At 35.9% G+C, this 23476-nt stretch carries 22 protein-coding genes and 1 riboswitch; of the genes, 15 read left to right on the top strand and 7 right to left on the bottom strand.

Annotation, left to right across the window (positions count from 1 at the left end; genetic code table 11):
• Positions 1–20 precede the first annotated feature (20 nt).
• The 6 genes from potD (at position 21) to DN392_RS22530 (ending at position 6317) form a co-directional block, all read left to right on the top strand.
• Entirely contained in the window at positions 21–1070 is a 1050-nt protein-coding gene (gene potD, locus DN392_RS22555; RefSeq protein ID WP_000772503.1) for a spermidine/putrescine ABC transporter substrate-binding protein PotD, read from the top strand.
• 59 nt (positions 1071–1129) lie between these two features.
• Entirely contained in the window at positions 1130–1777 is a 648-nt protein-coding gene (locus DN392_RS22550; RefSeq protein ID WP_000727812.1) for a phosphatase PAP2 family protein, read from the top strand.
• 108 nt (positions 1778–1885) lie between these two features.
• The gene (locus DN392_RS22545; RefSeq protein WP_061673478.1) at positions 1886–4078 is read left to right on the top strand and encodes an MMPL family transporter; all 2193 of its coding nucleotides are present in this window, start codon (positions 1886–1888) and stop codon (positions 4076–4078) included.
• A gap of 101 nt (positions 4079–4179) precedes the next feature.
• Positions 4180–4596 carry a hypothetical protein gene (locus DN392_RS22540; RefSeq protein ID WP_000490295.1) on the top strand — a complete coding sequence of 139 codons (417 nt, stop codon included), beginning with the start codon at positions 4180–4182 and terminating at the stop codon, positions 4594–4596.
• 100 nt (positions 4597–4696) lie between these two features.
• Positions 4697–5620 carry an RluA family pseudouridine synthase gene (locus tag DN392_RS22535; protein WP_000448333.1) on the top strand — a complete coding sequence of 308 codons (924 nt, stop codon included), beginning with the start codon at positions 4697–4699 and terminating at the stop codon, positions 5618–5620.
• Positions 5621–5711: 91 nt separating this feature from the next.
• Positions 5712–6317 carry a DUF1648 domain-containing protein gene (locus DN392_RS22530; protein WP_064056804.1) on the top strand — a complete coding sequence of 202 codons (606 nt, stop codon included), beginning with the start codon at positions 5712–5714 and terminating at the stop codon, positions 6315–6317.
• Between the two features lie 40 nt (positions 6318–6357).
• Here the strand turns inward: DN392_RS22530 and DN392_RS22525 are convergent, their stop codons facing one another.
• From DN392_RS22525 to DN392_RS22510, 4 genes are all read right to left on the bottom strand, one after another.
• Positions 6358–7185: a CAP domain-containing protein gene (locus DN392_RS22525; protein WP_048567055.1), complete on the bottom strand. Its 828-nt coding sequence runs from the start codon at positions 7183–7185 to the stop codon at positions 6358–6360.
• 464 nt (positions 7186–7649) lie between these two features.
• On the bottom strand, positions 7650–8978 hold the full coding sequence (locus tag DN392_RS22520; RefSeq protein WP_088321142.1) for a (Fe-S)-binding protein: 1329 nt from the start codon (positions 8976–8978) through the stop codon (positions 7650–7652).
• Positions 8975–10387 carry a glycolate oxidase subunit GlcD gene (glcD, locus tag DN392_RS22515; protein WP_000890764.1) on the bottom strand — a complete coding sequence of 471 codons (1413 nt, stop codon included), beginning with the start codon at positions 10385–10387 and terminating at the stop codon, positions 8975–8977. Before glcD ends, DN392_RS22520 begins: the two co-directional genes overlap by 4 nt.
• A 117-nt stretch (positions 10388–10504) precedes the next feature.
• Entirely contained in the window at positions 10505–11620 is a 1116-nt protein-coding gene (locus DN392_RS22510) for a CdaR family transcriptional regulator (protein WP_064471044.1), read from the bottom strand.
• Positions 11621–11756: 136 nt separating this feature from the next.
• Here DN392_RS22510 and DN392_RS22505 point away from each other — a divergent pair, with 136 nt between their 5' ends.
• The 9 genes from DN392_RS22505 (at position 11757) to DN392_RS22465 (ending at position 19914) form a co-directional block, all read left to right on the top strand.
• The gene (locus DN392_RS22505; protein WP_048567057.1) at positions 11757–12731 is read left to right on the top strand and encodes a YncE family protein; all 975 of its coding nucleotides are present in this window, start codon (positions 11757–11759) and stop codon (positions 12729–12731) included.
• The gene (locus DN392_RS22500) at positions 12724–13395 is read left to right on the top strand and encodes a response regulator transcription factor (protein ID WP_000049878.1); all 672 of its coding nucleotides are present in this window, start codon (positions 12724–12726) and stop codon (positions 13393–13395) included. The genes DN392_RS22505 and DN392_RS22500 overlap by 8 nt, the downstream gene beginning before the upstream one ends.
• Positions 13396–13398: 3 nt before the next feature.
• The gene (locus DN392_RS22495; RefSeq protein ID WP_000494800.1) at positions 13399–14799 is read left to right on the top strand and encodes a sensor histidine kinase; all 1401 of its coding nucleotides are present in this window, start codon (positions 13399–13401) and stop codon (positions 14797–14799) included.
• A 228-nt stretch (positions 14800–15027) separates the two neighbouring features.
• Positions 15028–15717, top strand: coding sequence for a FadR/GntR family transcriptional regulator (locus DN392_RS22490; RefSeq protein WP_254915158.1), 690 nt, complete (start codon positions 15028–15030; stop codon positions 15715–15717).
• A 168-nt stretch (positions 15718–15885) separates the two neighbouring features.
• On the top strand, positions 15886–16605 hold the full coding sequence (locus DN392_RS22485) for a (Fe-S)-binding protein (protein ID WP_088321144.1): 720 nt from the start codon (positions 15886–15888) through the stop codon (positions 16603–16605).
• A 16-nt stretch (positions 16606–16621) separates the two neighbouring features.
• Entirely contained in the window at positions 16622–18043 is a 1422-nt protein-coding gene (locus DN392_RS22480; RefSeq protein WP_088321146.1) for a LutB/LldF family L-lactate oxidation iron-sulfur protein, read from the top strand.
• A complete protein-coding gene (locus DN392_RS22475) occupies positions 18043–18753 on the top strand; it encodes a LutC/YkgG family protein (RefSeq protein ID WP_000147203.1) in 711 nt (236 codons plus the stop codon). Before DN392_RS22480 ends, DN392_RS22475 begins: the two co-directional genes overlap by 1 nt.
• Positions 18754–18865: 112 nt before the next feature.
• A complete protein-coding gene (locus DN392_RS22470; RefSeq protein ID WP_000495731.1) occupies positions 18866–19588 on the top strand; it encodes a prepilin peptidase in 723 nt (240 codons plus the stop codon).
• Positions 19589–19602: 14 nt separating this feature from the next.
• Positions 19603–19914, top strand: a complete 312-nt coding sequence (locus DN392_RS22465) for a cyclic-phosphate processing receiver domain-containing protein (RefSeq protein ID WP_048567059.1) — start codon at positions 19603–19605, stop codon at positions 19912–19914.
• Between the two features lie 27 nt (positions 19915–19941).
• Here the strand turns inward: DN392_RS22465 and DN392_RS22460 are convergent, their stop codons facing one another.
• The 3 genes from DN392_RS22460 to DN392_RS22450 form a co-directional block, all read right to left on the bottom strand.
• Positions 19942–20793, bottom strand: a complete 852-nt coding sequence (locus tag DN392_RS22460) for a formate/nitrite transporter family protein (protein WP_048567060.1) — start codon at positions 20791–20793, stop codon at positions 19942–19944.
• A gap of 202 nt (positions 20794–20995) precedes the next feature.
• A complete protein-coding gene (locus DN392_RS22455) occupies positions 20996–21790 on the bottom strand; it encodes a TerC family protein (RefSeq protein ID WP_000383317.1) in 795 nt (264 codons plus the stop codon).
• Between the two features lie 90 nt (positions 21791–21880).
• A riboswitch (yybP-ykoY riboswitch) is annotated at positions 21881–22046 on the bottom strand.
• A 38-nt stretch (positions 22047–22084) separates the two neighbouring features.
• A complete protein-coding gene (locus tag DN392_RS22450) occupies positions 22085–23404 on the bottom strand; it encodes a TrkH family potassium uptake protein (protein ID WP_000822344.1) in 1320 nt (439 codons plus the stop codon).
• Between the last annotated feature and the right edge of the window lie 72 nt (positions 23405–23476).

Here is a 23476-nt window from a genome sequence, read left to right as displayed (position 1 = left end):
TACGAGGGGGTAATAAATCGATGAAATTAATGAAAAGATTAGCCGGCGCAGCAATTAGCTTTAGCCTTGTTGCTGGTGTACTTGCTGGTTGTGGTGAAAAGAAAGAAGAGTTAAATATTTATAGCTGGGCTGATAATTTTGATGAGCAAGTGCTAAGAGATTTTGAAAAGAAATATAACGTGAAAGTTAACTATGATAAGTACGCAAGTAACGAAGAAATGCTTGCGAAATTACAAGCTGGTGGCGCGAAGTATGATTTAATTCAGCCATCTGATTACATGGTTAAAACAATGGCAAAAATGGATTTATTAGCGCCGTTAGATAAAAAGAATATCCCAAATATCGAAAATATGATTTCTAATTTCAAAACACCTGCGTTTGACCCAGAGAATAAATATTCTTTAGTATATACTTGGGGCGTAACAGGAATTGCATACAATAAAAAGTATGTGAAAGAAGCACCTACAAGCTGGGCTGATTTATGGAATGAGAAATATAAAGGGCATGTAACTTTATTAAATGATTCTCGTGAAGTGTTAGGAATGGGTCTTAAGAAGCATGGATTCTCAAACAGCACGAAAGACGATGCACAGTTAAAGACAGCTGCGAATGATTTACAGAAGCTACTTCCAAACTTATTAGCATTTGATACAGATAATATTAAACAAAAATTCATTACAGAAGATGCTTGGATCGGAACAGTTTGGTCTGGAGATGCAGCATTTATCGCAAAAGATAATAAAGATGTAGAGTATGTTGTACCAAAAGAAGGCGGCACAATTTGGGCTGATACGTTAGCGATTCCAAAAGGTGCGAAAAACAAAGAGCTTGCAGAGAAGTTTATGAACTACTTATTAGATGAGAAAGTAAGTGTGAAAAACTACGAGTCAATTGGATACAGTAATCCAAATGAAAAAGCTCATCCTCTTCATAGTAAAGAATATCGTGAAAACCACATGATCTTCTTAACGAAAGAAGAATTAGATCGTACAGAATGGCTTGTTGATGTAGACGATAAGTTAAAAGACTATGATCGTTACTGGACAGAGTTAAAAACAAAAGGTAAATAAGTAAGGAAATGCGGTTTCTAAAATAGAAATCGCATTTTTTCATAGTAGGAGGAAATCGCTTGAAAAAGAAGTTGCATCAATATGAGGTAGTATGTATCGTTTTATTACTTGCTGTATTTGGCATTGTTGCTTGGCGCGTACATGCGGGTGGCGTTACAGTGATGGATACATATGTCCGAGCATTAGTAAAAGGATTACAAACAGAAGGTTCGCTTACATTTTTCTCACACTATACAAAATTAGGTTCTGCTATCGGGATCGTAACTACGCTGGCTATAAGTTTACTTGTTTTTTGGAGAAAACGTTATTATGCTGCGATGATCGTGTATCCAATGGGCATTTTAATAACACATCTTGTTAATAAAGGGATAAAAGAAATTGTGAAAAGGGAGCGCCCATCGTTAAATGAAACGTTGGATGCGCTTGGGTATAGCTTCCCTAGTGGACATGCAATGTTATCTATTATGACATTCGGGTTTCTTACTTATATTATTGCGGCAAATTTGAAGAGTGTAACTGGAAAATATGTTATAACGATTTTGATGGGAATTGTAATTGTATCGATTGGATTAAGTAGAGTTATTTTAAATGTACATTATCCAACTGATATTTTAGCTGGTTATTGCGTAGGTGGTATTTTGTTAATTATGGCGATTTACTGCCATCGTTTACTTACCAAGAGATTGGGACTTAATAAAGAGAGATAAAAAACGTCTGGAAAAACTATCATTATAGTGTTTCCAGACGTTTTTTGTTTGTACGAAGATGTGATACAGTATAAATGACAATTGAATTATTAAAGTAGGTGAAAATGTGTGAAAACAAATGTACATAAAGTAGATAAGTGGGGGAAATTAGGAGCTTTTTTGTATCAGTTTCGTTATACAGTAATTGTAGCGTTACTATTGGTTGCGATCGCACTCGGTATTTTCGCTCCAAAGCTGCCGGGAGTATTGGGCGGTGATGGTTTCCAAACGGAAGGGGACTATCAAAAAACGAAAGAAATTTTAGATAAAGATTTTAAGAGGTCTCAAGACACACTTCTACTCGTTTTTGAAAAAAATAAGGGTGCTTCACATGAGGAATTTCAAAAGCAAGTAGAGGGAATTGTAAAGAATGTAAAAGAGAAAGAGACATATGAATCTTTCCATCACCCAGTGCAAAATAAAGAAATGTTACAAGATGATATCGGCTATGCGACAATTTTATTTTCCGGGAAAACAAATAAAGAACGAATGGAAAAGACATTGCAATTTGCTGATAAAATCGAAAAGGAAAGTAATGCAGCATTAAAAGTAACGCCTACAGGGTTTCCAAAAATTAATCAAGAGATTAATGAAAGAACGCAAAATGATTTAAAAGTAGCAGAGATGATTGGATTACCAATTGCATTTCTCGTATTACTATTTTCATTTGGTAGCCTTTTGGCATCTATTTTACCAATTGTAAATGGGGCACTTAGTGTTATTAGTACGATGGGCATATTATACTTTATAGGTAGCGATAAGGAACTATCTATCTTTGTGTTAAATGTTGCACCGATGATTGGACTTGCGCTATCTATTGATTTTGCGCTATTATTTGTAAATCGCTTTCGAGAGGAAGTTGCAAAGCGAACGGTAAAAGAAGCGATAGCAATTACATATCAAACAGCAGGGCGCGCTATCGTATTTTCAGGATTATGTGTATTTGTTGGATTATCCGGCTTGTTTTTCTTTAAGATCGATTATATTCAGTCTGTCGCAATTAGCGGAATGATTGTTGTGATTATGAGTATTTTATTCTCACTCACACTTCTTCCAGCGCTATTATCATTAATTGGGAAACGAATATTAAAAAAGAATCAAGTAGCACATACGCCGGCAAAGGCGTGGCGTAAATTTGCGCAATTTGTAATGAAACATCCAATCGCAATGATTATTATTGTTACAACGTTTATTGTTATTTGCTTATTACCGTTACGTACAGCTAATTTGCAGTTCCCTGACGTAGAAGCTCTACCTAAACAAAGTGATACAAGAATTGCATATGAGAAGTACGAAGAGGCATTTAATAATACTGCAAAAAAACATGCTGATGTTACGTTAGTGGTAGAGACGAAAAAAGATATGAAAGAAAAAGAAAGTTTACAAAAGATAGAAGAAGTCGTTCAAAAGTTAAAAGATGATAAGAAAGTATATGAAGTTAGAAGCTTATACGACGGGTTAACTCGTATGAAAGCAGATCAAGTTGCTGGAATGTTAGAGTCGCCAGAAGCGGCGAAACTAGCTCCTATATTTGAAGCGTATACGAAAGGAAATAAGACGACGATAGAAATCTTTTTGAAAACAAAACCACGTACTGAAACTGCTAAACAGTGGGTTCGTGATTTTAAACAAAATTATAAAGAAACAGATGTAACGTATTATTTAGGCGGGATGACGACGTTCCAACAAGAGTTAGAAGATGAAATTAAAGATAAAGTTGCAATTGGTATGTCTGTTATATTTGGATCGACCTTTGTTATATTATTATTTGCATTCCGGTCTATACTCATTCCGATTAAGGCGATTATTATGAATATACTTAGTTTAAGTGCAACAATAGGAATTGTTGTTTGGTTATTTGAAGGTGGGCATTTTGGTTTAGAAGCGAGTCCTGTTCTATTTGTCTTACCAATCTTCATTTTCGGTCTCGTATTTGGGCTTAGCATGGATTATGAAGTCTTTCTTATTTCACGTATTCATGAACTGTATGAAGAAACAGGAGATAACGATCAAGCGACGTTAGAAGGACTTGTGTCAACAAGTAGAATCATTACATCAGCTGCATTAATTATGATTGTTGTAACTGGTGCGTTTGCCTTTACTGATATTTTACCAGTACGGCAAATGGGGCTTGGTGTTGCATTAGCAATATTCCTTGATGCAACAATTATTCGTCTTATGCTTGTACCAAGTTTAATGAAACTGTTTGGAGATTGGAACTGGTGGTTACCATTTCGAAAGAAAAGAGAAAAATCATCGTAAAAAATACTCATCTTATAGATGAGTATTTTTTTATGAATAGCAAGGCCTACATTTTGCAAATAGTATGTGATAAGAACATTACATATAAGTAGGTGAAGGCAATGTTTCGTTATTTTAAGTTTAAGCTAAATGATACAGTACAGTTTGCAGAAAACGATGGGCATATGTATCGCATTGTCGGTTATCGATTAGAAAAAGGATTTTATCCAAAAGATGAATGGACTCATATCATTTATGAATTACTTAGAGATTTTGATGGGTATACGATGGATGCGGAAGAGGAGGAACTTGTAAAGGTCATTCAAGTAGAGGATGAGTATTACAAAATACAAGAAGTATCGGGCTATCGTTATCCAGTAAAAATGAAGCAAAAACAACAAGTGATGAAAGTAGAAAAAATTGATGACTTATTAGATACGTATAATGATTATAAAAGATTGGCGGATTTCTTTAAAGATTTATCGTATGAGCAAAAAGCGGAAGAAGTATTGCAGGAAATGAAACGGCGTAGAGCGTGAGGAGGACAGTCTACTATAAGACTGTCCTCTATTTTTGACGGTGCATCAAATTGTATTTTCCGTTACAATGAGAGAATCAATAGAAATAAGGTGATACAGTATGGAAACGAAGAAGAAGGGCGAATGGTGTGAAATTACTGTTCCAGCGAAATGGAATGGCATAAGTATTGATTCGTTATTAAAAATAGAATGGGAAATACCGAAAAAGTTGTTACATCAGCTTCGTATGGAAAAAGGTATTACCGTTAACGGAGAACAGAGAAGATGGAATGAGCTTTTAAAAGAAGGCGATAAGTTACAAGTACATATGTTTATGGAAGAAGAATACGATGTAGAGCCTGAATATGGTGAATTAGATGTAGTATATGAAGACGATCACGTACTCATCGTAAATAAGCCTGAGAAGATGGATACGCATCCTGCGGAAAAAGGTGGAACGGGAACACTTGCAAACCTTGTTGCCTTTCATTTTCAAATGCAAGGTTTAGAGACGAAGGTTCGTCATATTCATCGGTTAGATAAAGATACGACAGGTGGTGTCGTGTTTGCTAAGCATAGAATTGCTGGTGCAATTATGGATCGTTTATTAATGGAACGAAAAATTAAAAGAACATATGCGGCGCTTGTGGAAGGGAAAGTAAAAGGTAAGCAAGGAACAATTGACGCAGCTATTGGAAGAGATCGCCATCATGCGACGAGACGACGTGTTTCTCCAAAGGGAGATCAAGCCATCACATTTTATAAAGTAGAGAAGTATTTTAAAAACCAAAATGTTACGTTCGTAACGTTACAATTAGAAACGGGTAGAACCCATCAAATTCGTGTTCATATGAGCTATAATGGTAATCCATTAGTTGGGGATGTATTATATGGTGGACAAACGCAATATATGTCTGGGCAAGCATTACATGCGATGAAGATAAACTTCTTACATCCCATTACGAAAGAAGAGATCGAAGTGGATGTACCATTCCCTGCAAAATTAAATCATACAATGAAAGAATTTCAAAGAATGAAGGCGTAAAGTGTAAGTTTAAATTTGAGAAAAGTAGATTCTTGCAGGAATTTCTCTAAAAGAAGCGAAGCCGTTAAGAGAAAAGAGAGGTGAGAATTGCTTGGTCAAATATAAATATATACTAGGAATATTTTTCGTTTGTCTTTTAGTTACTCTATGCCTCTATCCATATTTACCAAATGAGATGGCTGTACATTGGGATGAAAATGGTGGGCCGAACGATTTTATGAGCAAACAAGTTGTTATAGCATTTATTCCTTTTTTTCTTATTTTTTTACATGGATTGATGTATATTATTTCACATAATATATATAAGTTTAATGAAGGCGAGCATGTCATTATAAGTGGATTTCTAAAGACGATTACTTTATTTATGTTGTTTATCCATATGCTCATTCTCTTTATTAATTTTGGAAGTATGATATCCTTTCAAACAGGACTAACAATTGGGATTAGTATGTTTCTTTTTATGCTTAGTAAGTTGTTTAAACAAGTTCAGAGTAAGGAAAAAGACCCAATCAAATTACAAAAGATCCGTTTAGTGAGTAGGCGGATTTTTCAAATAATGGCATGTAGTATATTATTTTCATTATTTTTGAACTTGAAGTGGGGGTTTTATGTATTACTTAGTGTAATAAGTAGTGGTTCTATTTTGTTCATGTTTTACATTTTATACTCATACATAATAGAAAGTTATGAAACATAAAAAAGAGTCTTCTCATTATGAGAAGACTCTTTTAATCTATTTACTTCGTAATAAATTGTTGTGTCCAGTAGTTGCCGCTTTCTACATAGCCAACACCGATGTGAGTGAAGCCGTTATTTAAGATGTTTGCACGGTGTCCAGCACTGTTCATCCAAGCTTGTACTACTTCTTCAGGTGTACGTTGGCCTTGAGCGATGTTTTCACCGGCAGATGTATAAGAAATACCAAATTTCTTCATCATGTCAAACGGAGACCCGTATGTAGGGCTGTTATGATCAAAGTAGTTATTCTTCTGCATATCTTCAGATTTAACACGTGCTACTTTGCTTAATTCAGTATCGATTTTTAGTGCTGGTAAGCCTTGTTTTGCACGTTCAGCGTTTGTTAATTCAACAACACGTTGTTCGAATTCGCTTAAAGATTTTGCTTCTTCAGCAGGCTTTTGCTCAGCAGGTTTTTGTTCAGCAGGTTTTTGAGTATTGTTGTTTTCAGCAGGTTTTTGAGCTTCTGGTTTTTGAACTTCTTCAGCAGGCTTTTGCTCAACTGGTTTTTGCTCAGCAGGCTTTTGAGTTTCTGGCTTAGCTGTTGGTTGCTCAGTTACAACATTTTCAGTTGGTTGTTGACCAGGAATGAAGCAGTTTGGTTGGAAGTTTCCTTGTTGCCATTGTGCTAATGACTCAACGCCCATAGATTGTAAGAATGCTTGTAATTCTTGTTGGCTCATTTGCTTCATCATCACTTTTGAATGCTGAATATTTTGAACCTTTGCGTTAGATGGTTGTACTGTTGCAGCTTGTGCATCTAAAGATGATACTCCTAAAGTAAGAGCTGTTGCAGCAGCTACAGATAATAAAACACGTTTTTTCATGATGTGTGTCCCCCTATATAAAGTTTTAATTTGTTTTCACACGATTTGTTTTGACAGCCTGTCTGACTGACAAATTCATCGTAGCATACAATTTGTGAGAAAAAAGATGGAAAAAAATTCATAGACTTTAAAATTACCTAATTTATCCTAATTGAAGAAAAGGGGAAAAATAAGAGAAACATAGAGTATAAAAGGAATTTTCAGCATTTTTATACTTCGTTTTAAGAGGGGGTTTTTGGATAAATGTACCTATATTGAAAATGAAGAATCCTATTGTATCAATGATTTGAGCGTTTTTTTGAGGAATATAATGGATTGATTTTTACAAAACTGTAATGTTTCTGTTGTTCTTTTTTATAATAAAGTAACATATTCTTAATCTTGTAGCGGACAAAAAAGCGGCTATCTCTTTACATAGACGAAGGAGATAGCCGTTTTCCTATTATTACGTATGTTACGAGTTATTACGAGTTGGTTTCAATTGCTTCTAATAATAAATCTACAATGTGAATTCCTCTCATTTTATGAGAAATTCCTTCTCGTTCAATGCCTAATTTCATTTGTAGTAGACAACCTGGATTTGCAGTAACAATAGTTGCTGCTTCTGTTTCATGTACACGGTCCATTTTATAATCTAGAAATTCCATGGATAGTTCTGAATGAACAATATTGTAAATACCAGCAGAACCACAGCAGCGATCCGCATCTTTCATTTCACGATATGTTGCGCCTTGAATTGCTTCTAGTAACATACGAGGTTCTGAAGATGTTCGCATAACATTGCGTAAATGACAAGAGTCTTGATACGTAATAATTTGCGATGGAAGTCGTAAGTCATTTCGTTTATGGAAATCTAGTTCTACTAGAATAGCAGTAATATCTTTAATTTTAGAAACAAACTGCTTTGCGCGTTCAGCCCACTGTGGATCATCTTTTAAAAGATAATCGTAGTCTACGAGGTAAGCTCCGCAACCACCTGCATTCGTAATAATATAGTCGATATTTAAATCCTCGAATGCTTTTATATTTCGTTTTGCTAATTCTTTCGCTCCGCTCTTTTCACCAGCATGCCCATGTAATGCACCGCAGCAACTTTGTGTTTTCGGAATAACGATATCACAACCAGCTAACTGAAGAAGTTTCATCGTTGCGTTATTTGTTTCTAAAAACATCGTATCCATTAAACAGCCTGTGAAGAATGCAACTTGTTTCTTTTTTGTACTCTCAGCAGGTAAAAATGCAGGACGATCTTTCATTGCTTTCATTTTAGGGACTTTTGGTAAAACGAGATCCATTGTTGCAAGTGTTTCAGGGAATAACTTCATAATACCCATTTTATGTGTTAGCGTTTGTAAACCAGAACGTTGGTAAAATCCGATTAACCCTGTTAATGTTCTCATTCGATTTTGATGGGGGAAGAGCCCTTCAAAAACGACTTTACGAACGGCTCTCACTGACACCGAGAACTTCTTGTTTTGATTTATAATATCACGAGCTTCTTCTAATAAATGTCCGTAATTTACACCTGATGGACAAACAGGTTCACAAGCACGGCAGCCGAGGCAAACATTCAATGTATTTTCAACATCTTCATCTGGTTCAATTAAACCGTCAACGACCGCTTTCATTAATGCAATACGTCCTCGTGGTGAATGTGATTCTTTATATCCAGATTGAATGTAAGTAGGACAAGTAGGTAAACAGAAACCGCATCGCATACAGTTTAGTAGTTCATCTTCACTTAATCTTTCTTTAAATTCTTTTTGAATGTTTTCTTTATTTAATGTTGTCATCGCTCAACCACCACTCTTTTGCGAGTGTCTTTCGCGAACATCTTGCCAGGGTTCATAATGTTATTTGGATCGAAGGCTTGTTTAATTCCTTGCATGGCAGCAATACCTTCTTTACCTAATTTCATTTCTAAATAAGGAGCTTTCATCGCACCAACACCATGTTCACCAGTAATTGTGCCACCAAGTTCAATTGCTTTCGCAAATATTTCAGCAAAAGCTTGTTCAGCTCGGTGCATTTCTTCTTCATTACGAGCATCTGTCATACAAGTTGGGTGTAGGTTGCCGTCGCCAGCATGCCCAAACGTACAAATAGGAATATTATATTTTTTTGCAATCGCATTAATAGCTTCAACCATCGGAGCTATTTGTGAGCGTGGTACCGTTGCATCTTCTAATATTGTAGTAGGTTTTAATCTTGCAAGTGCTGATAGTGCACTACGGCGAGCTGTCCGAAGTGCATCTGCTTCCGCTTCATCTTTTGCAATGCGAACATCGACTGCATTCATGGAGCGGCAAACGTTAGCCATTTTTTCAATATCTCGATTGACAACTTCAGGTGGACCGTCTTGTTCGATTAATAAAATTGCTTTTACATCAGTTGGTAAACCGATTTGTGCAAACTCTTCTACTACTTCAATTGTCGGCTGGTCTAAAAACTCAAGTGTCGCTGGAATGATTTTATTTGCAATAATAGAAGAAACAGCACGTGCAGCTTCATTAATATCTTCATATAGTGCAAGCATCGTTTTCTTCGTTTCAGGCATAGGAACAAGTTTTAATATTGCTTCTGTTACGACGCCAAGTGTTCCTTCAGAACCGATAAATAAACGAGTTAAATCGTAACCAGCTACATCTTTTGCTAATTTACCGCCAGTACGAATAATATCGCCATTTGGTAAGACAAGTTCAAGACCCATCACATAATCACGTGTTACGCCATATTTTAATCCGCGTAATCCACCTGAGTTTTCATTAATGTTACCGCCGATTGTAGAAATTTTCATCGAGCTTGGATCTGGTGGATAAAATAAACCTTTTTCTTCTACCGCTTTAATAATATCAAGTGTAATTACACCAGCTTGTACAGTAATTGTTAAATTCTCTTCATCAATTTCTAAAATGTTATTCATATGGCGGAAGATAAGGACGATACCGCCTTCAAGTGGACATGTCCCCGCGCAAAGGTTTGTTCCAGAACCACGAACATATACAGGAATTTTGTGAGTGTTACATATTTTTAACACTTCAGCTACTTCATTTGTATTACGAGGAGCAACGACTGCATCAGGCATTGCTTGGAAGTTTGGAGTGGCATCATAACTATACGTTAAACGCCCCATATTGGATGTATCTACATTATCTTCGCCAACAATGGATACGAATGAATGAATAATTTGCTTTTCTAACATTGGAAATCCCCCTCAAACTGTTAACGTATTTAATCATAATAAAAAACGTTGTAACAGTGCTTTCATTATAATGATAAAAAAGTTGGGGGATTCTTTCTATGTATAATCATCTAAAGATTAATCTTTTTTATCATTCTTTTTTGTGTGATTATCTAATAAGAGGAGCGAGAAGTATAAAATGTTTAAGTCTTTGAATTGTTTCGGGTCAAGTCCTGTATGCTCCTCAATCTTTTTAAGTCTGTAATGCAATGTGTTAATGTGTATATGTAATTGTTCAGCTGTTTGTTTATAGGATTGGTTATAATCAATAAATAAGCGTAAAGTGTGCATAAGCTCAGGAGATGATAGTAAGTTTTCGATGGTGCGCCTTAGAAACTGTTCCCGCGTTTCACCAGAAATATCTTGTAAGCACATTTCTAAACGTAAATCTTCATTAAATACAATTTTTTTCGTTTCAAGTGATACGGAAAGAGCTTGTAATGCTTGTTCGTACGATAAGTTCATATTGCTTGGTGTAACGGATTGTCCAATCCCAATATATAAAGGAATAGAAAACAAAGTTTCACAGTCTTGCTTTAATCTTTTTAAAAATTGATACGTTTGCTCTTTGGAGTTTGTGGCTGTAAATAAAATGAATCGATCATTTCCCCAGCGAACAAATAGATGCTCCTTTGTTAATAGATTGCGTACGTGTTGCCAAATCTTACGCTGAAGCATCGTGTCATTTTGATCGATAGAGAACAAAATAAGTTGTTTCTTCTTATATAAATCAATACCAAGTGTTTTTGCGCGATCGAGAAAGCTTGGAGACCAGTCTGTATTTTGAAGCCAATCAAAGACAAATGCTTCATAAGAACGGTGTTCAAGTTCTAGTTGTTCTAAAAAGTAGTTTTCGTGAATGAGTAGTTCGGTCATTTTACGTAATATTTCTCCGTATTGCGAAATGTTTTCAGGTTCGCCTGTAATTCCAATGACACCAATTACTTCGTCATGAAATAGTAAGGGGAGGTTCATACCCGCCTTTACGCCTTGCAAACGTCGTTCATCTGCTTTTGTAATAATGACAGTTTGCTTTTGTTTCGCGCATCGGAGTGCACCTTCATGAAATTGGCCGATTCTTTCTACATCTGTACTTGCGATAATAACGCCTTGTATATTAATGATAATGATATTTTCTTTAATTAATCTGCGTACTTCTCGTACAATTTTATTCGCTAAATCAGGAAAAAGCATAATTTGCACACCTCAAATTCTATTTGTTGTACATTATATATGTAAATGAAGTAAGAAAGGAAAATTTCACACTTTCCACACATTTATTTGTTATTTTACAATTATAACGAAATCATCCGAAGATGGAGGGAATCTTTTGAGAAAGTATGTTTTTCTTCTCTGTTTTTTATTTCTATTAGTAGGGTGTCAAGGAAGTTCGTATACACCGATTGCTAAAGATAAAAGTGTTATTATAACAACGAATATAAAAGAAGGTAGTATTAGTTTTGTTGATGAAAAAACTAAAAAGTTAATTACGACATGGGAACTTAATGAACCAATGGCAGGAGTTGCACTACTTCCAAACGGTGAGGACATACTTGTATATGGCAAGCAGTTAGAGTACATGTATGTATATTCACTAGCAGAAGGAAGGCAAGTGGACAAATATAAAACGGGAAAAGGCATTGTAAATGTGATTGTATCCGAGGATAAAAAACAATTATTTGCTGCCGATCAAACTGCCCAAAAGGTAAGGTTCTTTACGATAAAAGGGAAAGAGACAGGGAGTGTATCAACAGGAAAAGGACCAATTACGATGGTAGAGCACGATAACCAGTTATCGGTATTAAACTTTTATGATACGAAGCTAACGACCATTGATACAAAGAAAAAAGAAGTGATACAATCCTTTATGATTCCCCCAGCATCAACGGGAGCGACAATTAGCCCAGATGGGAAAGAAATATGGATTGGCGGACATGGTGATGGAAATCAAGTCAATGAAAAAGTATTAGTGTATTCATTGAAGAGCGGAGAAATGGTACGTTCTTTACATGCTCCGTTTATGCCTGTGAATATAACGAAGGATAATAAGTATGTATATGCATTAAGTCACGGTTCGAATACGCTTAGAAAGTTTGATGTTAGCACGTATAAAGAGGTGGCTTCTGTAGAAGTAGGATCGAATCCATTTGCATTTTTGAAGAGCGGAGCAGAAGGATACGTAGCAAGCTATGATAGTGATGAAGTGTGCGTCATGGATATGAAGAGTTTGAAAATAAAACAAACAATTAAAGTCGGAAAAGGGCCGTTTCAACTCATAGAGAGGGAAGGTAAGGACAATGAGTAAATATAGGGTGCTAGTTGTAGATGATGAAAGTGATATGAGGCAGCTTGTTGGAATGTACTTAGATAATTTCGGATACGAGTGGGGAGAAGCTGAAAATGGAAAAGAGGCTCTAAAAAAATTAGAGACTGATCATTATGATTTCGTTGTATTAGATATTATGATGCCAGAGATGGATGGACTTTCAGTTTGTAAAGAAATTAGAAAAACGTCAGATGTACCAATTATATTTTTAACAGCAAAAGGTGAAGAGTGGAATAGGGTGAACGGCTTGCGTATGGGAGCAGATGATTATATTGTAAAGCCTTTTAGTCCTGGAGAACTAATTGCTCGTATGGAAGCTGTGTTAAGACGTTATACAAAGCAAGAGCAACAAGAGGAGATTCAGTTTGGACCGATACTTATTAATGAAAAAAGTAGGAAGATTGAGGCTGATGGTGAGCCGATTTCTCTTACAGTAAAAGAGTTTGATTTACTCTATTTTCTTTGCCAACATACGGGACAAGTATTTAGCCGGGAACAATTGCTGGAAAAGGTATGGGGATATGATTATGCCGGAAGTACAAGAACAGTGGATACGCACGTGAAAACGATGCGTTTGAAGCTTGGAGAAAGTGGAAACTACATTCAAACGGTTTGGGGTGTAGGCTATAAATTTGAGGTGTAACGTATGTTTACGATGGTACAGAAGCTTTGGCTTACAGTAGTATGTGCAGTATGTGTAACAGTTTCCTTTCTTTATTTTGTATCTTTATACTCGTATGAAAAACTATACGTTGATAATTTAAAAGATTCATTAGTAATGGAAGGGAAGCGTCTTGCTGCGCAATATGATAAGCGTGAAGGAATAGCAACTTTTGAAGAGAAAGTAAGGGCATTTGATCAAATATCGAGTTCAGATGTTCTTTTCGTATCTAATCCGCGTGACTTAAGCGCGTGTTTACCTTTTGATGTGCATCATCATTCTCTTATAAGTGAAGGGGACAGGCAAGCATTATTAGATGGAAAAACTGTGACAAAGATAGGGTATGAGGAACATTTTGACCGAAATATTATGGGGGTTGTCATCCCTGTTTTAGAAAATAAAAAGTTAGTTGGCATTGTATATTCTTATATTCCTTTAAAAAGTATAAAAGACTTAATATATGATATGGGCCTTATTTTAGCACCGTTAGCACTTGCTATGACTTTACTGACAATATGGATTGGTAGAAAGATTATTATTGCTATTACGAGACCGCTTTCGCAAATGGAACGAGTTGCCAATCATTTGGCTACGGGAGATTTCTCAGAACGGATTACAATTTCTTCCGAAGATGAAATTGGACGATTAGGAAAAGCATTTAATAAAATGGCAAATTCTTTAGAGACAGAAGACGTAAAGCGTAAGGAATTTTTGGCTAACGTTTCGCATGAACTAAGAACACCGCTTAGTTATATAAAAGGATATAGTGAAGCTATTTTAGATGGTGTAGCGAAGGGACCACAGCAGGAAAAAGTAACACAGCTCATTCATAAAGAAGCGGGTCGTATGCAGCGTCTCGTTCATGATTTATTAGATTTAGCACAATTAGAAGGTGAACATTTTCCGTTAAAGAAACAACCTATCGTTTTTTCACAACTGATTGAAGATGTGTTAGATACGTATGAGATTAAGTTTATAGAAAAGAAAATTCGTATTTCAACAAATTTAAATCCAGAAATCATTGTAATGATTGATGAGGATCGCATGCAACAAGTGCTTCATAACGTGTTAGATAATGCGATACGGTATACAAATCAAAACGGGGATATTATGATAACACTCAGGCAGATAGATGATTACTGTGAATTAAACATAAAAGATACAGGAATCGGTATTGAAACAGAGCATTTAGAAAATCTTGGTGAACGTTTTTATCGCGTTGATAAAGCGAGAAGTCGTCAACATGGGGGAACAGGTTTAGGCCTTGCCATTGTCAGACAAATTGTTCATATACATGATGGACAGTGGCGAATTGAAAGTGAAAAAGGGCATGGAACGACGGTTAGTTTTAAATTGAAAATACAAGTTGAAGAAAGCATGTTCTAACGTGAAGGACATGCTTTTCTTCATGAGTGCAAACGAATAGAGGAATAAATATAAATTAATATCAAATAAATATTAAAAATTTGACGATTTTATGAACAAAACATTTGTACTTCTTACCAATTCGTTCTAAAATAGTTATGATGCAAAGTTCTTATAAATCGTTTCAATTGTTGTTTGGAAGATACTGAGGTGATTTAACTGGAGTACAAATCTATTAAACCGAAAAAGATTTACGAAGAAGTATCTGAAGCTATTTTAACAATGATTAAAAATGGTACGTTAAAACCTGGTGACAAACTACTTCCTGTACATCAATTAGCTGAGCAGTTTCAAGTTGGTAGATCTGCTGTTCGTGAAGCGCTAAGTGCGCTAAGAGCAATGGGCTTAATTGAGATGAAACAAGGAGAAGGTACATATGTGAAGAATTTCGATTCTTCTTCATTAACAAAATCATTAAACAATAAATTATTAATGAAGAAAGAAGATATTTTAAACTTATTAGAAGTACGAAAGGTGCTTGAAGTGGGGGCAGTTCGAGCAGCTGCGGCAAAACGTACGGAAGATAATTTGCAAAATATGAAGCATTGGTTAGATGAAATGGCAAAGAGCATTGGAGATGAAAAGGCTGGCGAAAAAGCAGATTTTCAGTTCCATATGGGAATTGCGGAGTCTTCGCATAACAACATTTTGATTGAACTCATGAATCACGTTTCAGAGATGATTGCTGAAACGATTGGTGAATCAAGACGCATTATTTTATATGGTGAACAAACAACATCAGAACGACTTATAGAAGAGCATCAAGTTATATATGATGCAGTGTTAAAGCAAGATGTAGAATTAGCGCAGCAAGCAATGCTAGATCATTTAACAAATGTAGAACATATTGTCACAGGTAAAAACGATATAAATTCGTAATTTAATCTTTTAAAAATCAAATTTTTTGATAAAATAGAGAAAGATTAAGTAAGCGTTTTCTTTAGAAGAGGGAGAGGATAGGCCATGGTTGAGCCTACTTCTTCTTTTCTCAGTCATCTGATGACCATATGTTTGTTGGTGGAGTTGTAAAAAGGGGGAGTAATAATTATGAAAGTTACTTTATTTGTTACTTGTTTAGTCGATATGTTTGAAACAAACGTCGGCAAAGCAACAGTTGAAGTGTTGGAGCGTTTAGGTTGTGAAATTGAATTTCCAGAAGCACAAGTTTGTTGTGGTCAGCCTGCTTATAATAGCGGCCATGTAGAAGCAGCAAAAGAAGCGATGAAACATATGATTGAAACTTTCGAAGATGCAGAATATATCGTTACACCATCTGGTTCTTGTGCGACAATGTTTCATGAGTATCCGCATGTTTTTAAAGATGATCCGAAGTGGGCTAAACGTGCACAAAGGGTTGCTGATAAAACATATGAATTTACACAATTTATTGTAGATGTTTTAAAAGTGACAGATGTTGGTGCAAGCTTACCAGGGATAGCTACTATTCATAAATCGTGTCATATGACACGCCTGCTTGGAGTAAAAGAGGCACCAGGAATTTTATTATCAAACGTAAAAGGATTAACTGTGAGAGAACTGCCAAACGAACAAAATTGTTGTGGGTTTGGGGGAACGTTTTCAGTGAAGATGACTCCAATTTCTGAGCAAATGGTAGATGAAAAGGTAGATAGTGCAATGGAAACAGGTGCTGATTATTTAATCGGTGCAGATTGTGGGTGTTTGTTAAACATTGGCGGACGTATTGAGCGTTTAGGAAAAGAAATAAAAGTAATGCATATTGCTGAGGTACTAAATAGTCGCTCATGAAGGGGGAACATAAGCTATGTCTATGAAAATCAGTGAGAAAAAATTTAATGATCGCGTTGGCGATGGAATTCAAGATTCTTTTATGCGCGGAGCAGTATCTTCTGCGCAAACGCGCTTATATACGAATCGCTTAAAAGCAGCGGAAGAATTAGGAAACTGGGAAGAGTGGCGTGAACTAGGTGAACAAATTCGCCAACATACGTTAGAAAACCTTGATTATTACTTAATGCAGTTAAGTGAAAATGTATCAAAAAGAGGCGGACATGTGTACTTTGCGAAAACGAAAGAGGAAGCAGCAAAGTATATTCAAGACGTTGCAAAAAAGAAACAAGCGAAGAAAGTTGTAAAATCAAAATCAATGGTAACTGAAGAAATTAGTATGAATCATGCCCTTGAAGAGATTGGTTGTGAAGTGTTAGAAAGTGACTTAGGAGAGTATATCTTGCAAGTAGATAACGATCCACCTTCACATATTATTGCGCCCGCACTTCATAAAAACAGAACGCAAATTCGTGATGTATTTAAAGAAAAGCTTGGCTATGAAAATTCTGATGATCCATATGAAATGACAAAGTTTGTTCGTAAACAACTTCGTGAGAAATTTATGGATGCAGAAATTGGTGTGACAGGTTGTAACTTTGCAGTTGCAAATACTGGCTCTCTTTGTTTAGTAACGAACGAAGGTAATGCCGATCTTGTTATGTCGATTCCGAAAACTCAAATTGCAGTAATGGGTATGGAACGTATGGTTCCGACAATGGAAGAATTAGATGTTTTAGTTGGTTTACTATGTCGTAGTGCAGTAGGGCAAAAATTAACAAGTTATGTAACTGTAGCGGGACCAATTCAAGAAGAGGAAGTAGATGGACCAGAAGAATTCCACTTAGTTGTTGTTGATAATGGCCGCTCTCAAATTCTTGGATCTGAATTCCGCTCAGTATTGCAATGTATTCGTTGTGCTGCTTGTGTTAACGTATGTCCTGTATATCGTCACGTTGGTGGACATTCGTATGGTTCTATATACTCAGGACCAATCGGTGCGGTATTAACACCACTTTTAGGTGGATACGATGATTACAAAGAGCTTCCATATGCCTCTAGTTTATGCGGAGCGTGTACAGAAGCTTGTCCAGTAAAAATACCATTGCATGATTTATTATTAAAACATCGTCAAGCAATTGTTGAGCAAGAAGGACGTGCACCACTTGCAGAAAAATTAGCAATGAAAATGTTTAGTATGGGTGCATCTTCAGCAGCTTTATATAAAATGGGATCAAAAATGGCGCCAGCAGCAATGAGTCCATTTACATCGGGCAACCGTGTATCAAAAGGTGTTGGGCCACTTAAAAACTGGACAGATATTCGTGAATTCCCGGCTCCAAGTAAAGAACGATTCCGTGATTGGTATAAAGATCATAAGAAAGGCGGGGACAAATAATGACAGGATTAATTCAAAACCGTGAGTCCTTTCTAGATAATATTGCAAAAGAACTTGGACGTGAGCGGAAAACAGAAGGCGTAAAGCGTCCAGCATGGAAAAGTAATGTGAATGTAGAAACGCTAAAAGATTATTCAAAAGAAGAATTGTTAGAAGTATTTAAAAATCAATGTACAAACATTCATACAACTGTAGTGGAAACGACAAACGACCGTTTACGTGAAGATATTCAAAAAGTAATCGTGGAAAACGGTGGGGGACCTATTATGTTATCGGCAGACGAACGTTTTGATTCTTATGGATTGACTTCTTTATTTAAAGAAGAGCTTCCAAAGCAAAATGTTGAAGTGAATGTATGGGATCCTGAGAAAAAAGAAGAGAATATGCGTATCGCAGAAAGAGCGAATATTGGAATCGCATTTAGTGATTATACTTTAGCTGAATCTGGTACGATTGTTGTACAAAGTCATAAAGGCCAAGGTCGTTCTTTACACTTTTTACCGACTGTATACTTTGCTATTATTCCACGTGAAACACTTGTGCCTCGTATTACACAAGCAGTTCAGGATATGAACACACGTGTAGAAAATGGCGAGGCAGTAGCATCTTGTATTAACTTTATTACAGGACCTAGTAACTCGGCAGATATTGAAATGAATCTTGTTGTCGGAGTACACGGACCATTAAAAGCAGTATATTTCATCGTATAAAAGAGGGGAAAGCAGGCCGGAAAATGGCCTGCTTTTTTAATAGAATAGAAATAATATGAAGTAGAAGTTCTCTCCTTTTTTTGCTATGTTCTTCTGGAAAGGAGAGGAAGGGATGTTCACTTATTTATATGCATTGTTAGTGGGGATGGTGTTTGGTTCTTTTTTTATGTTAATTGCAATGAGAGTGCCGCTAGGTGAGTCTATCATTACCCCGCGTTCACATTGTCATTATTGTAAGTATGTGCTAAAGCCAAAAGAATTGATTCCAATCATTTCTTTTTGTATACAAAGAGGACGTTGTACGAATTGTAAGAGGAAAATTTCAATTTTGTACGTAGTATTTGAACTTGTAACAGGAATGATATTTCTTCTTACTGTATATATGATTGGGGTGGAACGAGAGCTTATCATCATTTTATCGCTTTTTTCGCTACTTCTTATTATTTCAGTTACAGATTACATATATATGTTAATCCCCAATCGTATTTTAGCTTGGTTTGCCTGTTTACTCATTTTAGAATGTGTTTTTGTGCCATTAGTGACTTGGACAGATAGTATAGTTGGTAGTGGCGTTATATTCATTTTGTTATATTGCATGCAAAAGATATATCCAGAAGGGCTTGGTGGAGGGGATATAAAATTACTTTCGTTACTTGGATTTATAGTGGGACTGAAAGGGATTTTTATGATCTTATTTTTAGCATCTTGCTTTAGTCTTTGTTTCTTTGGAGTTGGTATAGTATTAAAACGTATGAAAATGAGGAGCCAAATTCCGTTCGGTCCTTTTATTAGCCTTGGGGCAATATGTTACATGTTGGTCACGTATACAAAATAGAGAGGGGATAGAACATGAATGTATATATGGATGATCAAAGAAGTTGTCCGTACGGGTATGTGCCCGCCACTACAGTAGAATGTGCCTTGCAAATGGTTCGGGATTATGATGTGAATATTCTTTCCCTTGATTTTAATATGGGATGGGGGGAAAGAAATGGATTAGATTTTGTAGAGGCTTTTTGTAAAGAGGGGTTATATGTAAATGAAATTCACCTTCATACGAATGATGTCATCGGTATGCACAAGATGAAACAGAGAATTAATAAGGGAAAGGAAGAAGGAGAAATTAATCCGCACCTTGTTGTTAAATATGTGGGGAGCTAAAAACTCCAAAGTGAAACTTTGGAGTTTTTAATGTTTCATATGTGCTTGTAACGGAATGATTTCTTCTTGTTGAGCTGCTACTAATTCAGTTTCTTCTTGTTTCACGTCAGGTCCTTTCTTTGTTAAGTAATGGTATACCATACCGACAAAGACGGACCCGCCAATAATGTTACCGATTGTAACTGGAATTAAGTTATGAATAGCACCTGCAAAAGAAATTGTCTCCGGATGCGGTGAAACTAAAGATAGAGCAAACAGTGATAAGTTTGCAATGCTATGCTCGTAACCAGATAAGAAGAATGTGAAAACGAGTAGCATCATCATCATAATTTTTGCTGTATCACCTTTAACTTGAGAAGGTAAGAAACACGCAAGACATACAAGCCAGTTACATAAAATTGCTTTAAAGAATAATTGTATTGTAGGTGTATTCATTTTTCCTTCTACTACTTTATTCATGAAATGGCCGTGATCAATTGCTTCGAAAATTCCAGTTGCATAAAATAGTAAGGCAAAGAATAAAGCTCCAGCTAAATTCCCTGCATAACAAGCGATCCAGTTACGAAGTGTATCAGAAATCGTTGTTTCTTTTCTTAAAGTTGCTACAGTAAAGTACATTGTGTTTCCAGTAAACAATTCAGCACCGCCATATATAATAAGTACGAGGGCAATTCCGAAAAACATAGAAGCAGCTAAATAAGTTGCTGGTGAATCTGCAATGTGAAAAAAGTTACCTAATTTAAAACATAGTACAATAATAAAACCGATATAAATACCCGCAAGTGCGGCACGAATGAAATATTGCATCGGGTTTGTATCTAGCATTTGTTTTTTGCTCTTAGCCAGTTTGACAACATAATCTAATCCTTGTTCTAGCATGAGTAATACGCTCCTTTAGTACATCATCTATAAATACTCCTTATATGAATAAAGTACATGGAATTGTTCTCAGTTTCAATAAGTTTGTGCAATGTTTCACAAAAAGGACATACATACATCGAGAAAACGCTTACAAATGGTAGTATAATAGAATTTTTTCTGGACATTGAGGGGGGGAAGGGAAAAAGAAAAAGCGCTGTAATTACAGCGCTTTTTCGTCTAAATTCTTTTCTACTTTTACTTCTACTTCTTTCGAGAAGAACCAACCGCCAACTGCGATTCCCACTAATACAATCCAGAATGTAAGCTTCCATAGTGTAGATTCTGGGAATGAATGCGGAATTACATTTAATGCAGGGTGTGCTAATGTATAAACTGCTAGTTTCACACCAACCCAACCTACAATTAAGAATGCTGCAGTTTCAAGTCCTGGTTTACGTTTTAAGATTTGTACGAAAGCAGTTGCTGCAAATCTCATAATGATTAACCCGATAAGTCCACCTACAAAGATAACAACGAATTGCCCAGTATCAAGACTACCAATTGTACCTAATCCTGTTTTTGGTAAAGTCATTGCTAATGCAACTGCAGCTAAAATTGAATCAACTGCGAAGGCGATATCAGCAACCTCAACTTTAAATACAGTCCACCAAAAGTTCTCTTGTTTTTTCTTTGCTTCTTTTTCTTCTGTTTCTTCATCCGTATTCTTTTTAACATACGTTTTAAATAAGTGATTACCAGCGATAAACATAAGGTAAATGGCACCGATTGCTTGCACTTGCCATACGTCGACTAAGAACGAGATCATAAATAACGATCCGAAACGGAAAACAAATGCCCCCGCTAATCCGTAAAATAGTGCTTTCTTTCGTTTTTCTTCTGGTAAATGTTTTACCATAATTGCAAGAACGAGAGCGTTATCAGCCGCTAAAATCCCCTCTAGTGCAATTAGGATGAGTAATACCCAACCATACTCCAATAATAATGATACATCCATGTACATTCTCCTCTCATTTCTATAAGTACTAAATAAGTGAAGAATTTCCCCACTATTTAGTTTCCCCATACTCCTGCCTATTAACTTTGGAAGGATTTGGAAATTAATACAAAAAAGACCTCTGCCGTTAATAGGCAAAGGTCTTGCTAGACATATGTAATGAAAATGCCAACAAAGCCGGAAGAACTAAGTTCTACGTAATGACGACTTTGTTTCCAAGAAATATTCTTGGACGCTACTCCCCTTTGGAGATATGCTATTGTACTCTCATTATATGGATAATGTATACGGTTGTCAACCTGTTAAAATATCTTCATTCGGATATTTTATTTTTCGGTTCTTTTTACGTGCAAATGAAAAAGCCAATGTTAAAGGTCCCATTTTCCCAAAAAACATCATAAAGATGATAATGGCTTTTCCGATCATAGTTAAGTGTGGTGTGAAATTCATACTGAGACCGACAGTCCCAAATGCTGAAAATACTTCGAAAGCACTCATCAATAGAGGAACTCGCTCAGTAATACTTAAAATTAAAATAGCAAAAAAGATAAATGAAATGGAAATAATAGTGATGGTTAATGCTTTGACAATGAGAGTATCTTTAATAGATTTTTTAAACACGACAATATCATCTTGTTCTTGTAAAAATTTAAATACCCCAAAAAACATGATTAAAAATGTTGTTAACTTAATTCCACCACCGGTTGAAGCACTACCAGCGCCAATAAACATAAGGAGCATCATTAATAGTAGGGAAGGCTTTGATAATGCAGAAATATCAACAGTATTAAACCCGGCAGTACGAGTTGAAACCGCCTGGAAATAAGCGGCCATTCCTTCTTCAAATGGGGTAAATCCTCTCATAGAAAGGGAATTGTGGAACTCGAATATAAAAATAAAAACAGTCGCAATAATATTGACGATTAGAGTAGAAGAGAGCATAAGTTTTGAGTGTAATGTAAGGTTTTTAAAATTTTTTTTTCTTTTTATATCTACGATTACTGTAAAACCAATCCCACCTAAAATAATGAGGGAGGAGATAACGAGATTGACAAGAATGCTATGAGAATGGGACATTAAATTATCGCTCCACACAGAAAAACCAGCATTGTTAAAAGCAGAGATCGAATGAAAAAAGCTATAATAGATCCCTTTAGAAATCCCGTATTTTGGTACCCATTCAAAAGAAAGAATCAAAGTAGCGATACATTCGACTGTAAAAGAGAATAAAAATAATGCTTTGGCAAGACGAATGACGCCACCAATGTTCGTTTGGTTTAACGCTTGTTGCAGTAAAATTCGGTTTTGAAGACCAATTTTTCTGCCGAGCATAATCGCAATTAAAACGGCAAAGCTCATAATGCCAAGTCCGCCTACTTGTATAAGCGTTAAAATGACACACTGTCCAAACAAAGTAAATACTTTTCCGGTGTCTACAACACCAAGCCCAGTAACAGTACAAGCAGAAACTGTTGTAAATAAAGCGTCGATCCATGAAATAGAAGTTGTTGTAGCAATTGGTAGTTTTAATAAGCATGTACCGATAACTGATAACATAATAAAAGACAAAGTAAGAACACGGGGAGGACTCATGCTAATATTAATCCGTTTCATGTCACATATCGTTCCTTTCAGTTTGCTCTTACTAGTATGTGAAAAAGCACGATTATGTATGTTAAAAATAGA

This window comes from Bacillus sp. BB51/4 (genome assembly GCF_008368845.1).
Classification (GTDB): domain Bacteria; phylum Bacillota; class Bacilli; order Bacillales; family Bacillaceae_G; genus Bacillus_A; species Bacillus_A wiedmannii.
The sequence above is the reverse complement of the archived record's forward strand: the minus strand, read 5'-3'. Positions and strand labels throughout refer to the sequence as shown.